The following is a 14,557-nucleotide window of genomic DNA, read 5'->3' as shown; positions in this document are numbered from 1 at the left end:
CCGCGATGGCGTCGAGCCGGGTCGCGTACGGCACCGGCCACGCCCGAACCCGAGGAGCATGGCCATGCGTGCTGCCGACCCTCAGAAACTCGATGCCCTGGTTGGACGCCTCGTCGGTGACGTCGGTGCCTCCGTCACCGGTGCGCTGATCGTGCTGGGCGACCAGCTCGGCCTCTACAAGGCGATGGCCGACGGCAAGCCCGTCACCTCCCAGCAACTGGCCGAGAAGACCGGCCTCAAGGAGCGCTATCTGCGCGAATGGCTCGCGGGCCAGGCCTCGGCCGGTTATGTCGACTATGACGAGGGCAGCGACAGCTTCAGCCTCTCGCCCGAGCAGGCCATGGCCTTCGCCGAGGAGGACAGTCCGGCCTTCTTCGCCGGGGCTTTCGAGATCGTCCAGTCGATGTGGGTCGACGAGCCGAAGGTCGAGGAGGCCTTCCGCAGCGGCTCGGGACTCGGCTGGCACGAGCACAGCAAATGCCTGTTCCGTGGGACCGAGCGCTTCTTCCGGCCGGGCTATAACGCGCATCTGACGGCGGACTGGATTCCGGCGCTGAACGGCGTCCAGGCCAAGCTGGAGCGGGGCGCGACCGTCGCCGATGTCGGCTGCGGGCATGGTTCCTCCACCATCCTGATGGCGCAGGCCTATCCGCAATCGCGTTTCCACGGCTTTGACTATCACGGGCCCTCGATCGAGCGGGCCCGCGAGGCGGCGGAGAGGGCCGGTGTCGGCGACCGCATCGTCTTCGAGCGCGCCTCGGCCAAGGATTTCCCGGAGCGGAAATACGACCTCGTGACCATGTTTGACTGCCTGCACGACATGGGTGACCCGGTCGGCGCCGGAAAGCATGTGCGCGAGACGCTGGCCGAGGATGGCAGCTGGATGATCGTCGAGCCCTTCGCGCACGATCATCTCAAGGACAACCTGAACCCGGTCGGGCGGATTTTCTACGGGGCATCGACGATGATCTGCACGCCGGCCTCGCTTTCGCAGGAGGTTGGGCTGGGGCTGGGCGCGCAGGCCGGCGAGATGCGACTGCGCAAGGTCGCGATGGATGCCGGCTTCCAGCATTTCCGCAGGGCGACCGAGACGCCGTTCAACATGGTGTTCGAGGTTCGGGCCTGAGGCCGTTTGGACCTTGCCTTGTTATCACGGAAGCAGAGCGTCATTCCCGGCAAGCCGCGAAGCGGCGCCGACCCGGAATCCATCGTAAAGCTAGGCACTCTACGATGGATCCCGGGTCTCCCTTCGGTCGCCCGGGATGACGCGTGTTTCCGCGCGAAATCACCACGCTCTCGCGGATCGCTTGCCGGCGCCCCGACTTGTCCACTGGAGGCGCGCAAGCGGGTTGAGTTCGTGGGACAGTGATGTAATGTTATAGTATTGCATTATTGCCTTGGAGCTATCCCGTGCCTTGTCCCCGCTTCGCTGCTGCCGGCCTTGCCGGCTGCCTGCTCGCTTCCGCGGCCTTCGCCCATGATCATGCCCCGTTGCGCGGGCGCCTCGTCTTCGCCGATCACGAGAAGCCGGTCGTCCGCATCCTCGATCTCGACAGCGGCGAGGTCACGCACAGCTTCGATATGCCGAAGGCCAATCCCGGCTTCGCGGGCGTCTCCGGCGGGCGCTATGTCGTGGTCAAGACCGGGGACGAGGCGGGTACGCTGCGCATCCTCGATACCGGGCTGATCGCCGAATCGCATGGCGACCATGTCGATCTCGACAAGGCGACGCCGAAGCTGCTCGACTTCGCGGTGAAGGGCGACCGGCCGGCGCATGTGCTCTCGGGCCATGGCCAGCTCGCGCTGTTCTTCGACGGCCTGCGTCCCTGGGAGGGCAAGAGCGAGCCGAAGGCGGTGCTGGTCGCGATCGACAGCCTCGGCAAGGGCAAGCCTTCTGTCACGGTCTGGCCGAGTCCGGCGCCACAGCACGGCATCGCGGTCCCGCTCGGCAACCGGCAATGGCTGATGTCGATCCCGAACCCGGCCTATGCCAAGGGCGACGACCGCAGCGCTTCGTCGCGTCCGAACGGCTTCGAGATTCTCGCGGAGGGTAAGGACTGGAAGCGCGTCGCGCTGTTCGATGACCCGGCAAAGCCCGATGCCTCCTGCAAGCTCTTCCACGGCTCGGCCGAAGCGCGGGGCGGGCGCCTTGTCTTCGGCTGCGCCGAGGGTGAGGGCGGCGGCCTGCTGGTCCTGTCGAAGGCCGGCAAGGGGGCCGCGGCGGCGTGGAGCGGGCGCAAGCTCGGCTACCCTGACGAGCGCCGCGTCAGCGCGTTGAAGTCGCGCGACAGCGGGCGCCATCTCGTCGGCAATTACGGTTTGAAGGCGCCTTACGACGCGCTGCTGCGGATCGATCCGGAGGCGAAGGCGCTGAAGATCGAGGATGTGCTGGCCGTGCCGGGCGGTCAGGCCGCCTGCCAGTTCGAGCTCAGCGGCAATGGCAGCCGGCTTGCCAACCTGACGCCGGACGGCAAGCTCAGAGTCTATGAGATCGCGCCGGCCTGGAAGGAGCTTGCGGCCTTCGAGGCGGTGCCGGCCTTCGATTGCGCCTATGGCGCGAAGACCCCGACGCCCGGCCTCGCGGTGATCGGCGGCAGCGCCTTCGTCAGCGACCCGACCAATGGGCGCATCCGCGAGTACCATCTCGATACGCTGAAGCAGGGGCTCGACATGCCGGTCGGCGGCATGCCGGCCAATCTCGCCGGCAGCGACGCTGGCTGACGGGCTTCCGTGAACCTACGGCATCCTCTAGGAAGCGCGGATGCCGCTTCGCCGCTATCCGCGCCAGTTCCGCCAGCTCGCCGCTTATGTCTTCGCGGGCGGGCTGACGGCGGTCGCGCATTACGGCGTGCTGATCGGTCTGGTCGAACTCGGCCGGATCGATCCGGTGCCGGCGACGCTCGCCGGCTTCATCGTCGGCGCGCTTGTATCCTATGCGCTCAACCGCTGGATGACCTTCGACGCGACCCGCAGCCATGCCCAGGCCGGTTGGCGCTTCGCCCTGATCGCGGCTGGGGGCTTCGTGCTCACCGGCATCCTGATGCATCTCTTCGTGGCGCGGGCGGGCCTGCCCTATCTGCCGATGCAATTCGTCACCACGGGCGTGGTGATGGTGTTCTCGTTCCTCGGCCACAAGTTCTTCAGCTTCGCGGACAGGGCGGCGTGACGCACCGGCGCGTCACGCCTGATTGCCTCACGATGTCGGGGCGACGGTCAGCGTGATCTGCCTGCGGCCGATGCGGCCTTCCTTGTCGGTGGCCTCGATCTCGATGACATGGTTCCCGCTCGGCACGACGACGGAGGGCGCGTCGATGCCGCCCGGCGTGATGTACTGCTTGATGCGCTGGGTGATGTCGACCGGAGGGTCGCGCCGGTAGAAGACGCGCACCGTCGCCGGGTCGATCGGCACGCCGTTCGCCGGCATGAAGCGCACGTTGAGGCGGAACGGCTTGCCGTCGACGCCCTTGTCCGGGGTCGGAAGCGTGTCGATGCCGGGGCCGCGCGTCAGGTTGCGCGTGCTGGCGGCCGTCTTGGGCGCCGCCGGCAGGCCGGCTTCCTCGCGCGTGATGAGATGGACCGGATCGGCAGCTTGCGCTGCCATCGGCAAGGTGGCGGTGGCGAGAACGGCAGCCAGAATGTGCCGAGCGAGCACAGACTTCATCATCGTCCTATTTCACTCCAAGGATTGCGGCGATCAGGCCGGCGATGGCCGAAACGGCGGTGCCGGCCATCAGGATGGTGGTTTCGATGGTCTTCAGCGTTTCCATCGGCACCTTGCCGTGGACGGCCTGCAGCCCCTTTCGCAGTTCCGGCAGCGAGACGAGGCCACGCGCGGTGAGCGCAGCCTGCGTCACGCGCAGCAACATCCCCGAGAACATGGAGGCGCCGATGCTCAGCGCGTAGAACGAGGTCTCGCGCCAGGCCACCGACCCTTGCGGAAGGAGCGGTATGTTGTCGTGCCAACCCAGCAACGCGTTCATGGTCGCGACGGAAAAAATCGCGAAGGCGATGGCGACGCCGATATCGAAGGCGATCAGGCGCGGGCGGATGCCGAAATAGATCAGGCCGGTGAAGAACGGGATCGCGATCGAGGCGAGGCGCAGCGTCCAGAGCGGCAGGTCGAGCCAGAGGATGACCGCGCAATAGGCGAGCAGCAGCAGAACCAGACCGAAGGGCAGCACCCAGAAACGCCGGCGGGCGAGCCCCAGAGGGGCGTGCGCCGGCTCCTGCGGTGCTTCCGCGGGCGCGAAGGCGGCGGCCCTGACCGGCTCTGCTGTCCGGGCTGCGGCGAGCGCGGCGCGATCCTCCTCGGCGCATTTCTCGGCGGCGGCGAGCCGTTCTTCGAGCGCATCGAGGCGGTGCAGCAGCGGCAGCACGGGTGTGAGATCCCGGCCGCAGTTGCGGCAGGACAGCACGCCTCGGTTGAGCGCAGCTTCGCAATAGGGACAGGTGAACTGGTCCTGCACGGAAATCTCGCGGGGCAAGCCGCGGTCAAAGCCATACTTGAAGCGTCAAATCAAGGCGTATGACGAACTTCCGTAAGGGAATTCCGAGGCGGAAACATCGGAATTCCGAACTGAATTCTACTTTCGTCTATGCTGCGGCCTTGATGGCCTTGAAGGTCATCCGGTGCGGGTTGTGGCCGAAATTCTCCGGCCGCTGCACATCCGCGAAGCCGGCCTCGCGGATCAGGGCGGTGATCGCCTCGGCCGTATAGGTCGAGAGGCCGTATTGCGCCCGGAGCTTGCGATAGTCCGAGAAGGCGGTGCGGACGAGGCCGCCGAGCGCCGCCAGGAAGAAGCCGCCGCGCCAGGCGAAGGCGAGCAATTGCGAGGCATCGGTCAGCGGGCTGACATCGGGCGGGATGACGTCGGCGAGGATGAGTGCGCCGCCGGGCTTCAACCGGTCGCGCCAGGTGTCCAGCAGCGCCTTCAATTCGTCGCGCGAGAGATATTGCAGCAGCGAATTGGCGACGACGAGGTCGAGCGAGGCCGGCGGCAGAGCCTCGACCTCTTCTGGCGAAACCACGATGATATTGTCCTTGCGGCCGAACTGGGCGCGCAGCTTGTCGCGCACGTTAGGCGCTGCCTCGCAGAGATAGAGCTTGCCGCAGGACGCGGCCACGCGGGCGGCGTCGAGCGCCTCGCCGCAGCCATGGTCGAGGACGACGGCGTCGGCTGAGGGGACATGGCCGATCAGGTCGGTCGCGATGGCGCGATAATGCAGGGCCTTGTGGCGCGGCGAGACGTAGATCGAATGCTCGCCATTCCAGAAATCGCGCCAGGACATGTGTTCGGTCGACCCTCAGATTGCGCCAGTATTCCCGATGACTACGCACAAGCCGCGTGGCTCCGCAACCTTCGGGGGTTTCGAGGCCGCCGGGTTTCGGCTTTAGTTGGCGAATCGAGACGAGGAGCGCCCATGCTGCTGCTGCCGCGATTGCTCAAGCGGTTCATCCGCCACGGCCGCCTGACGGTCATCACGCCGGACGGCAAGCGGCATGTCTTCGGCGCCGGCCCGGCGGAATTGCTCTTCGCCGGAGTAGTCAAGACCGCACTCGCCGTGACGGTGAGCTTCCACGACAACCGCGTCGAGCGCGAGCTCTTCCTCAACCCGGAGCTCGCCCTTGCCGAAGGCTACATGGACGGGCGGATCGATTTCGAGGACGGTACGATCCACGACCTGCTGACGCTGTTCTGGCTGCAACGCCGCGAGATGCGCAAGGACCCGTTGCAGCAGGCGATCCGCAAGGTGCGCTTCAAGATGCGGCGTTGGCGGATGCACAATCCGCTCGGCGTCGCCGGGAAGAAGGTCAAGCATCACTACGACATCCCAACCGAGTTCTACCGGCTCTGGCTCGACGAGACGATGACCTATTCCTGTGCGTACTGGCACAGCCCTGAGGTCGGGCTGGAGGCCGCGCAGAAGGCGAAGCTCCGGCACCTCGCCGCCAAGCTCAAGATCGAGCCCGGTATGAGCGTGCTCGATATCGGCTCGGGCTGGGGCGAGCTTGCGATCTATCTCGCAAAGGCCTGTGGCGCGAAGGTGACCGGGCTCAACGTCTCGCCCGACCAGATGGCGGCGGCCTCGAGGCGGGCCGAGGCGGCCGGCGTTGGCGATGTCGTCACCTTCATCAACAAGGACTATCGCGAGCTGGGCGGCACGTTCGACCGCGTCGTCTCGGTCGGCATGATGGAGCATGTCGGCGTCGCGCATTATGGCGAGTACTTCGGGAACATCCGTGATCTGCTGACTCCGGACGGGATCGCGCTGGTCCATTGCATCGGCCGCGTCGGGCCGCCTGGCTTCACCGGGCCGTTCTTCGACAAGTACATCTTCCCGGGCGGCTATGCGCCGGCATTGTCGGAGGTCTTCGCGGCGCAGGAGCAGACCGGCCTGTGGGCCTCCGACTGCGAGTTCTGGCGCCGGCACTATCACTGGACGCTGGAGGCCTGGCGCGAGCGCTTCATGGCGAAGCGCGACGAGGTCGTCGCCATGATGGGCGAGCGCTTCGCCCGGATGTGGGAATTCTATCTCTGCGCCTGCTCGATCTCCTTCGATATCGGCGGCGACATGGTGTTCCAGCTCTTGCTCGGCCAGCACAAGAGCGCCGTCCCGATCATCCGCGACTATATCGCGGATGACGAGAAGGCGCTGGAGGCGAGGGGATTCTGATCAGCGCTTCAGGTTGACCACCACGACCCCGGCGAGCGCCATGGCGCCGCCGATCAGGCCGAAGACCGTGGGGATTTCGCCGAGCCAGAAGAAGCCGATCAGCATCGCCATTGGCGGCACGGCGTACTGGAAGTTCGAGGCGCGGGCGGCCGGCAGGCGCGAGAGCGTGATCGCCCAGGTGCCGTAGGCGATCAGGCTCGGCACCACTGCGAGATAGACCACCGACCAGAAGGAGACGCTCGGCGCGACCTGCGCCTGCTCGATCGCCGACGGCAGGAAGGGCAGCAGCACGAAGCCGCCGATCGACATGTTCCAGGCAGCGACGTGGAGCGGCTTATAGCGGCCGAATAGCGGCTTCTGCAGCACGGTGGTGATGGCGTTGCAGAAGGCTGCGCCGAGGATCAGCAGCACGCTCAGGCCGATCTCGACATCGAGCCCCTTGCCGAGCGCGATCACGCCGATCCCGGCGAAGGACAAGGCCGTGCCGAGCCAGGCAGTCAGGCTGAAACGCTCGCCCAGGATCATCATGGCGAGCACGGCCGTCATGATCGGGTTGGTGTTGATGATGAAGGCGGCGGGGCCGGCCGGCACGACGCGCTGGCCGAAATTCAAGAGCAGCGCATAGCCCGCGATGAAGATCACGCCGCCGACGAGGAAGCGCCAGATATCGCCGAGCTCGGGCAGCTTCGCCCGTGTCGCGATGAGGAAGAGCGCGGCCGGGCCGCCGGCGAGCGCGAAGCGCAATGCGGCCATCTCGGCCGGGCCGAAGCCGGCGAGCCCGGCGCGGATCGCCGGGAAGGAGGAGGCCCAGGCCATGACCGTGAAGGTCACGGTGAAGACCAGCGTCGGGTCGAGGCGCTGGGCGCCGGAAGCGGCGAGGCTGGGGGAGGTGCAGCTTGAGGAGGACATGGCGTCGATCCATCGATGACGAGAAGTTGCTCCCGATAAGCGCCTCGGCGAGCTGATTGACAAACGAACAATTCGCGCATGAGCTGTGAGAATGGATCACAGCTCGAACCTGCCGCCGCTCGACACCCTGCGCGCTTTCGAGGCGGCCGCGCGCACCGGCAGCTTCTCGGCCGCCGCCGAGGCGCTGAACCTGACTCATGGCGCCGTCAGCCGGCAGATCGCCAAGCTCGAGCATTGGCTTGGCCTGCGGGTCTTCCTGCGGCAGGCGCGGGGCGTTTCGCTGACGCCGGAAGGCCAGCGCCTGCTCCAGCGCACGCAGGAAGCCTTCGCGCTGATCGCCGATAATTCGGAGCGGTGGCGCGAAGTGCGTGGCGCCTCGGTGGTCAGGGTCAGCGCGCCGCCTTCGGTCTGCGCGCTCTGGCTGATGCCGCGTTTGGCCGTGCTGGAGGCCGGGACGCCGTCGTTGCGGATCGTGCTGCAGGTCGAGCATCGCAAGGTGGATTTCGAGGAGGAAGGCGTCGATCTCGGCATCCGCTGCGGGCGCGGCGGCGCGCCGGACCGGCTTTCGCTCAAGCTGTTCGAGGAATGGTGCTTCCCGATCGCTTCGCCGCAGCTTGCCGAAGCGATCGGAGAGGGCGCGCCGGAGCGCCTGCTCGCGCAGCCCCTGATCCATGATTCGGATGCCGCCGGCTGGAAGGCCTGGTTCGCGGCGCAGGGGCTGGATTATCGCCCGCGCCCGCAGGACCGGCGTTTCGAGGACTATAATCTCGTGCTGGATGCGGCCGCTCATGGGCTCGGCATCGCCTTGGCGCGCCCGCCTCTGGCGCGCGAGCAACTGGCGGTGGGGCGGATCGTTCGTGTGGATGAGCGCGAGGCGCTGAACCCGGTCTCCTACTGGCTCGACCGGCCATTGGGGGCGCTGCGGCCCTCGGCGGCGGCGCTGGCCGAGCGGATCGCGCTCGAAGCGGGAGCCGATCGCGGGGAGATCGCGGCCTTTCTCAGCCGGGAAGCGCGGGCGGCCTAGCCATTCCTTGCGTCATGCTCGGGCTTGACCCGAGCATCTCATGACCAGCGGGCGTTGGAGCCTCTTTCGGCGCGAGATTCTCGGGTCAAGCCCGAGAATGACGGTCTGCATTTACCGCAAGCTGTGTCGTGGTGCCGCAACCTCGCCGCGCTGGCTGGCGCGGGCCATCTCGAAGCTGTCGGCGATGCGGCGGGCCCGGACGATGAAGGCCTGTGCGATATCGGGCGGGCAGACCTCGTGCGCCGTGATCTCGAACAGGTCGAGCCAGCGGTCGAAATGTTTGCCTTCCAAGGGCAGGATCAGGTGCGGATGCATAGGGCGGCCATCGTAACGGCCGGTGCGCAGCATCACGCCGCTCCAGAAATCGGTGATCTTGCCGATATGGTGGTCCCAATCCTCGACGGCGGCCGCGAAGACCGGGCCGATCAGCTTGTCCTCCCTGGCCCGCGCATAGAACGTGCGGACGAGCTCCGCGATCATCGGCTCGCGCAGGTCGGGATGGGCGGCGCCCGGGTAGAGCAGGGGATTGTCGGTCATCGTTGGGGCATTCGTGATTTTCTGCATTGTCTTCGGGTGGGACGGCGAAGGCTAGGCCTGCGCGACCTCTGCGACCTTGTGAGGCAGGGTGGCGGCTGACGGCGCGGCTTCAAGATGGCCGTTCTCCAGGAACAGCCGCATCTCCTCGGCGAGTGCGAAGAAGCGGTCGCGCACCGCCTTGGCATGCGGATTGGCGCGCTCGATCGCCATGAAGACGTTGGGCGCATCGTAGCGCACCATCTCGGTCGCCTGCATCAGGAGGTCGAAGCTCGCCGTAGTCATCGTCCGGGGCAGTGGCTCCATGCGGACCAGGATCTTGGCGATGAGATGGGTCAGGCCCTGCACCATCGCAACCTCGCGGTCATGCGCGTCGGCCGTGGTGACGATGACCTTCAGCTTCAGCACATGGCGCAGGAAGGCGGCAATGCGCGGCGTGCTGTGGCCTCTGATGGGGCAGAGCGCGATCTTGAGGCCGGCGAGCCCGTTGCGGGCGCTCTGCGGGCCGAATAGGGGATGCGTGCCGATGATCTCGACATTGTCAGGCAGCGCCGCCTGCATGGCGCGGGCCGGGCCGATCTTGACCGAGCCGACATCGAGCACGATGGCGCCGGCCTTGAGATGCGGGCGTAGGGCCGCGATCGCTTCGGGGATTGCCGGCACGGGCACGGCGAGGATGACGAGATCGCAAGCGGCGACTTCGGCGACGGTAGCCGGCTGCAGGCCCTTGCCGCTCGTATCGCCTGCGGGGGGGTGTCGGGATCGCAGACGCGTAGCGCGAAATGCGGTTGGAGATGGCGGGCCAGCAGGCGTCCGAAGGCGCCGAAGCCCATGATTCCGATGGTCGAAATGGTTCTGATCGTGGGGGACATCGTTTTCGCTCGGTGGTGAGCCGCGATGCCGGGTGATCTGCCTGAATTCAACCGCCAGCGCGGCGGTTGAACATGGGAATGCCACCGCCTCTATGAGAGCGGGGCGTAATAGCCGTGAAGGAAGGCGAGCAGGCTGATCATGCCCTGCTTAAAGCGCGCGGGGGCGGCCGTTGTCAATCGAGTGCCGGCGAATAGGCGGTCGGCGTCATCACGCGATCCTCGATCGCGCCGACGAGGCTGCCATGTTCCAGCGAGGTCACGCGCTTGATCTCGATCCATTCGGGATCGGCCATGAAGCTCGCCCAGGCCTTCGCCTTGGTCTCGGCATCGGGCCAGGCGAGGATATAGGCGAATTCGGCGCGCCCGGCGCTCGCGGTTTCCCACATTGCAACGATATGGAAGCCATGGCGCGCCATGATGCGCGCGGCGTGGTCGCGGAAGCGGGCATGGAAGGCCGCCTTGTTGCGCTCGAAGATCTCGTAGATGCGCAACTGGTGGATCATGCCCGTCTCCTTCGGCGGCCCTCAGGCCGCCTTCTTCGCCTTCTCGGCCGCCATCAATTCGGTGAAGCGGGTGAAGAGGTAGTGGCTGTCCTGCGGGCCGGGCGAGGCTTCCGGATGGTGCTGGACGCTGAAGGCCGGGCGGTCGGTCAGCGCGATGCCGCTGTTCGAGCCGTCGAAGAGCGAGACATGGGTCTCGACCGCATTGGCCGGCAGGCTCGCCGGATCGACCGCGAAGCCGTGGTTCATCGAGACGATCTCGACCTTGCCGGTGGTCTTGTCCTGCACCGGATGGTTCGCGCCGTGATGGCCCTGCTTCATCTTCATGGTCTGGCCGCCGATGGCGAGCGCCATCATCTGGTGCCCCAGGCAGATGCCGAAGGTCGGGACCTTCCGGTCGAGCAGTTGCTTGATGACGGGCACGGCATATTCGCCGGTCGCGGCCGGGTCGCCCGGGCCGTTGGAGAGGAAGATGCCGTCGGGGTTCAGCGCCAGGATGTCTTCGGCGCTCGCGGTCGAGGGCACGACGGTGACGTCGCAGCCGGCCTTGGCGAGCAGGCGCAGGATGTTGCGCTTCACGCCGTAGTCGATGGCGACGACCTTGAACTGGTTGCTCTCGCGCTTGCCGTAGCCGGCCGGCCAGACCCAGGGGGTCTCGTTCCAGTCGTAGCGCTGCGAGGCGGTGACGAGCGGGACGAGGTCTAGACCGGCCATCGAAGGCAGCGCGGCGGCCTGCTTCTTGAGCCGTTCGATGTCGAAGACACCGTCCGGGCTATGGGCGAGGATCGCGTTCGGCATGCCGTTGTCGCGGATCAGCGCGGTCAGCGCGCGGGTATCGACACCGCAGATGCCGACGATGTTGCGGGCCTTGAGCCAGGCATCGAAATGCCGGTTCGCGCGCCAGTTCGAGGGCTCGGTGATCGCGGCATGGAGCACGCAGCCGCGCACGCCGGAAGAGGCGGCGGCGTTGACGGTCTCGGTGTCCTCCTCGTTCACGCCGACATTGCCGACATGCGGGAAGGTGAAGGTGATGATCTGCCCGGCATAGGACGGGTCGGTCAGGATTTCCTGATAGCCGGTCATCGCCGTGTTGAAGCAGACCTCGCCCGGTGCCTCGCCGACGGCGCCGAGGCCGAAGCCTTCCAGCACCGTGCCGTCAGCCAAGACGAGGAGCGCGGTCGCGCGCGGTTCGGTCCAGCCGCCTGCGGCGGGGTTTCCTTCGGGAGCGGTCATGTCTATGTCTCGGTCCAGTCCGCTTGAGCGGAAAAATGCGGGGGCGGGGCTGCGGCAATCCACTCCGCCGGTCTGGAACGCGAGCCTTAAAGAGCCGGGCGCGGCCCGTCAATCAAAGCTGGCGCAGGCCGCACAAGAGAAAAAGGAACAACGAGATGACGAGCCTGCGCGAGCGCTTCACGGCCGACATGAAGGAAGCGATGAAGGCCGGCGAGAAGGCCAAGGTCGCGGCGATCCGCCTGATCAGCGCCGCGCTGAAGGAAAAGGACATCGAGGCGCGGGGCGCCGGCAAGGGCGAGGCGACCGCCGACGAGATCCTCGGCGTGCTCCAGAAGATGATCAAGCAGCGCCAGGAATCGATCGCGATCTACGATGCCAACAACCGCCCCGAGCTTGCCGATGGCGAGCGCGTCGAGGTCGCGGTGATCTCGTCCTATCTGCCGAAGCAGATGTCCGATGACGAGGTGAAGGCCGCGATCGACAAGGCCGTGACTGAGACCGGCGCGACCGCCGTCAAGGACATGGGCAAGGTCATCGGCGTCCTGCGCGCGGCCTATGCCGGCCAGATGGATTTCGGCAAGGTCAGCCCGATGGTGAAGGCCGCGTTGGGCGGCTGATCCCCGCGCTTAGCTCGGAAATGCATGGAGACGTCATGCTCGGGCTTGACCCGAGCATCTCGGAAACCAGCGCCTTCTCATTGTGAGATTCTCGGGTCGAAGCTGTGCTTCGCCCGAGAATGACGTGCTCGCCTCGATGACAGCGCTTGTGGATATTGCCGACAAGCCTTGTCGCGGGCGTATTCGAGGTTGGCTTTCCTGCGCATAGGGGCCACATCAGGAACCATGAAATTCCCGCCCTCCGTCCTTGAGGAGATCAAGGCGCGGCTGCCTGTCTCGGCGGTCGTGGGCAAGCGCGTGCGCCTGCAGAAGGCCGGGCGCGAGTGGAAGGGGCTCTCGCCCTTCAATGCCGAGAAGACGGCCTCCTTCTTCGTCAATGACCAGAAGGCGTCCTTCTTCGATTTCTCGTCAGGCAAGAACGGCGACATCTTCAAGTTCGTGATGGAGACCGAGGGGCTCTCCTTCCCCGAAGCCGTCGAGAAGCTGGCGGCTGAGGCCGGTGTCATCCTGCCGAAGATCACGGCGGAGGCGCAGATTCAGGAGGAGAAGCGCAAGGGGCTGCACGAGGTCGTGGAGCTCGCGGCGCAGTTCTTCGAGGCCGAACTGATGGGCGATCGCGGCGGCGGAGCCCGGCGCTATCTCGCGACGCGCGGGCTCGACGGCGAGGCGCGCTCGCGCTTCCGCCTCGGCTACGGCCCGGCCGACCGTTTCGCCCTGCGCGATCATCTGGCGGGGAAGGGAGTCCCGGCCGAGCTGATGATGGAGGCGGGGTTGCTGGTGCATGGCGAGGAGATCGCCGTGCCCTATGACCGTTTCCGCGACCGGGTGATGTTCCCGATCCATGATTCGCGTGGGCGGGTCATCGCCTTCGGCGGGCGGGCGATGAGCTCGGAGGTTGCGGCGAAATACCTGAACTCGCCGGAGACGCCGCTCTTCCACAAGGGCCATCTGCTGTTCAACCACCACAATGCCCGCAAGGCCGCGCATGACACGAGCCAGGTCGTGGTGGTCGAGGGCTATGTCGATGTGATCGCCATGTCGCTGTCGGGCTTCCCGCAGACGGTGGCGCCGCTCGGCACGGCCCTGACCGAGGACCAGCTCGGACTACTTTGGCGCATGGCGGACGAGCCGGTGATCTGCCTCGACGGCGACAAGGCCGGCCGCAAGGCCGCGAGCCGGGCGATCGATATCGCGCTGCCGCTGCTGGAGCCCGGCAAGTCGCTCTCCTTCGCCCTGCTGCCGGACGGGCAGGACCCCGACGACCTCGCCCGCTCGGGCGGGCGGCAGGCGATCGCCGAGGTGGTCGCGGCGGCGCGCCCGCTGGTCGACATGCTCTGGCAGCGCGAGGTCGAGGCCGGCCCGCTCGATACGCCGGAGCGCCGCGCCGCCTTCGAGCGCCGCCTGAAGGAGCCGCTCGGGCAGATCCGCGACGAGACCACGCGCAAGCATTATCGCCGCGAGATGGACGAGCGGTTGGCGCAGCTCTTCGCCAGCGCAGCTCCTGCGCGTCAGGAGCGTGGCGGCGGGGGCGGGAACTTCCAGCGCGGCCGGGGGGGGGCGCCCCAGCGCGGCGGGTTCGGTCGGCAGGTTCCACCATGGCTCGCCGGGCCGCTCAAGGCTTCGAGCGCGCTGACGCAGTCACGCCTCGTGGCGAAGCTGCGCGGCGAGGACCAGCGCGAGGCCTTCATCCTGCTGGCGCTGGCGAGCCATCCCGACCTCCTCATGCGCTGCGCCGACGAGATCGCGGAGCTGTCGCTCGATGGGCCGGCGGCCGAGCGTTTCCGGCAGGCGCTGCTCGATGCCGTCGAGGACACGCTCGACCGGGAGACGCTGGCGAATCGGCTGGCGCAGCCGCGCGTCAGGGAAGCGCAGGGGCATCTCATGGCCGTGACGGGGCCGGCCGAGCGGCTGAAACTCGCGCAAGATGCTGATCCTGAATCGGTTTTTGACTCGATTCATCAGGCCATCGTCTTGCATCATCGCGCGCGGACGCTAAATAGCGAGTTGAGAGCAGCCGAGCGCGCCTTGGCTGATGACGCGACCGAAGCCAATTTCGCCTGGATCAAGGACGTGAAGGCCCGCCTCGAGACAATCGAAGGCACCGAGGCCATGTCCGAGGATTGATTACCCAGCGAGTGGTGGACGCGTGTCCAAGTGCGCGCAAGCTGTGGGGTGGTTCACGATTCGTCAACG

General features: G+C 66.8%; 15 protein-coding genes. 7 read left to right on the top strand and 8 right to left on the bottom strand.

Annotated elements, in window-relative coordinates:
• Nucleotides 1-64: 64 nt before the first annotated feature.
• The 3 genes from AC3WMA_RS25360 (at nucleotide 65) to AC3WMA_RS25350 (ending at nucleotide 3,166) form a co-directional block, all read left to right on the top strand.
• Nucleotides 65-1,126 carry a class I SAM-dependent methyltransferase gene (locus tag AC3WMA_RS25360; RefSeq protein ID WP_492288035.1) on the top strand — a complete coding sequence of 354 codons (1,062 nt, stop codon included), beginning with the start codon at nucleotides 65-67 and terminating at the stop codon, nucleotides 1,124-1,126.
• Nucleotides 1,127-1,410: 284 nt separating this feature from the next.
• On the top strand, nucleotides 1,411-2,721 hold the full coding sequence (locus tag AC3WMA_RS25355; RefSeq protein WP_492288034.1) for a hypothetical protein: 1,311 nt from the start codon (nucleotides 1,411-1,413) through the stop codon (nucleotides 2,719-2,721).
• Between the two features lie 40 nt (nucleotides 2,722-2,761).
• On the top strand, nucleotides 2,762-3,166 hold the full coding sequence (locus tag AC3WMA_RS25350; RefSeq protein WP_492288033.1) for a GtrA family protein: 405 nt from the start codon (nucleotides 2,762-2,764) through the stop codon (nucleotides 3,164-3,166).
• A 27-nt stretch (nucleotides 3,167-3,193) separates the two neighbouring features.
• Here AC3WMA_RS25350 and AC3WMA_RS25345 read toward each other — a convergent pair whose 3' ends face one another.
• From AC3WMA_RS25345 to AC3WMA_RS25335, 3 genes are all read right to left on the bottom strand, one after another.
• Nucleotides 3,194-3,664: a hypothetical protein gene (locus AC3WMA_RS25345; RefSeq protein ID WP_492288032.1), complete on the bottom strand. Its 471-nt coding sequence runs from the start codon at nucleotides 3,662-3,664 to the stop codon at nucleotides 3,194-3,196.
• Nucleotides 3,665-3,668: 4 nt separating this feature from the next.
• Complete coding sequence (locus AC3WMA_RS25340; RefSeq protein ID WP_492288031.1) at nucleotides 3,669-4,466, bottom strand: hypothetical protein; 798 nt, start codon at nucleotides 4,464-4,466, stop codon at nucleotides 3,669-3,671.
• 127 nt (nucleotides 4,467-4,593) lie between these two features.
• Entirely contained in the window at nucleotides 4,594-5,289 is a 696-nt protein-coding gene (locus AC3WMA_RS25335; RefSeq protein ID WP_492288030.1) for a class I SAM-dependent methyltransferase, read from the bottom strand.
• Between the two features lie 132 nt (nucleotides 5,290-5,421).
• Between AC3WMA_RS25335 and AC3WMA_RS25330 the strand changes: the two genes are divergently transcribed.
• Nucleotides 5,422-6,675: a class I SAM-dependent methyltransferase gene (locus AC3WMA_RS25330; RefSeq protein ID WP_492288029.1), complete on the top strand. Its 1,254-nt coding sequence runs from the start codon at nucleotides 5,422-5,424 to the stop codon at nucleotides 6,673-6,675.
• Here AC3WMA_RS25330 and AC3WMA_RS25325 read toward each other — a convergent pair whose 3' ends face one another.
• The gene (locus AC3WMA_RS25325) at nucleotides 6,676-7,584 is read right to left on the bottom strand and encodes a DMT family transporter (protein ID WP_492288028.1); all 909 of its coding nucleotides are present in this window, start codon (nucleotides 7,582-7,584) and stop codon (nucleotides 6,676-6,678) included.
• Nucleotides 7,585-7,675: 91 nt separating this feature from the next.
• On the opposite strand from AC3WMA_RS25325, the gene AC3WMA_RS25320 reads away from it, so the two are divergent.
• Nucleotides 7,676-8,608 carry a LysR family transcriptional regulator gene (locus AC3WMA_RS25320; RefSeq protein WP_492288027.1) on the top strand — a complete coding sequence of 311 codons (933 nt, stop codon included), beginning with the start codon at nucleotides 7,676-7,678 and terminating at the stop codon, nucleotides 8,606-8,608.
• Between the two features lie 111 nt (nucleotides 8,609-8,719).
• Here AC3WMA_RS25320 and AC3WMA_RS25315 read toward each other — a convergent pair whose 3' ends face one another.
• The 4 genes from AC3WMA_RS25315 to carA all read right to left on the bottom strand — a co-directional run bounded on the left by AC3WMA_RS25315 (nucleotide 8,720) and on the right by carA (nucleotide 11,747).
• Nucleotides 8,720-9,145, bottom strand: coding sequence for a group III truncated hemoglobin (locus AC3WMA_RS25315; RefSeq protein WP_492288026.1), 426 nt, complete (start codon nucleotides 9,143-9,145; stop codon nucleotides 8,720-8,722).
• A gap of 51 nt (nucleotides 9,146-9,196) precedes the next feature.
• On the bottom strand, nucleotides 9,197-9,811 hold the full coding sequence (locus AC3WMA_RS25310; protein ID WP_492288025.1) for a prephenate dehydrogenase/arogenate dehydrogenase family protein: 615 nt from the start codon (nucleotides 9,809-9,811) through the stop codon (nucleotides 9,197-9,199).
• 376 nt (nucleotides 9,812-10,187) lie between these two features.
• Nucleotides 10,188-10,517, bottom strand: a complete 330-nt coding sequence (locus tag AC3WMA_RS25305; protein WP_492288024.1) for an NIPSNAP family protein — start codon at nucleotides 10,515-10,517, stop codon at nucleotides 10,188-10,190.
• A 21-nt stretch (nucleotides 10,518-10,538) separates the two neighbouring features.
• Nucleotides 10,539-11,747: a glutamine-hydrolyzing carbamoyl-phosphate synthase small subunit gene (gene carA, locus AC3WMA_RS25300; RefSeq protein WP_492288023.1), complete on the bottom strand. Its 1,209-nt coding sequence runs from the start codon at nucleotides 11,745-11,747 to the stop codon at nucleotides 10,539-10,541.
• Nucleotides 11,748-11,902: 155 nt separating this feature from the next.
• Between carA and AC3WMA_RS25295 the strand changes: the two genes are divergently transcribed.
• Entirely contained in the window at nucleotides 11,903-12,364 is a 462-nt protein-coding gene (locus tag AC3WMA_RS25295) for a GatB/YqeY domain-containing protein (protein WP_492288022.1), read from the top strand.
• A gap of 225 nt (nucleotides 12,365-12,589) precedes the next feature.
• Nucleotides 12,590-14,488, top strand: a complete 1,899-nt coding sequence (gene dnaG / locus AC3WMA_RS25290; RefSeq protein WP_492288021.1) for a DNA primase — start codon at nucleotides 12,590-12,592, stop codon at nucleotides 14,486-14,488.
• The last annotated feature ends 69 nt before the right edge of the window (nucleotides 14,489-14,557 follow it).

This window comes from Allobosea sp. FW305-C-101 (assembly GCF_058783685.1).
Note: the sequence above shows the minus strand (reverse complement) of the source record. Positions and strands in the feature narration are given on the sequence as shown.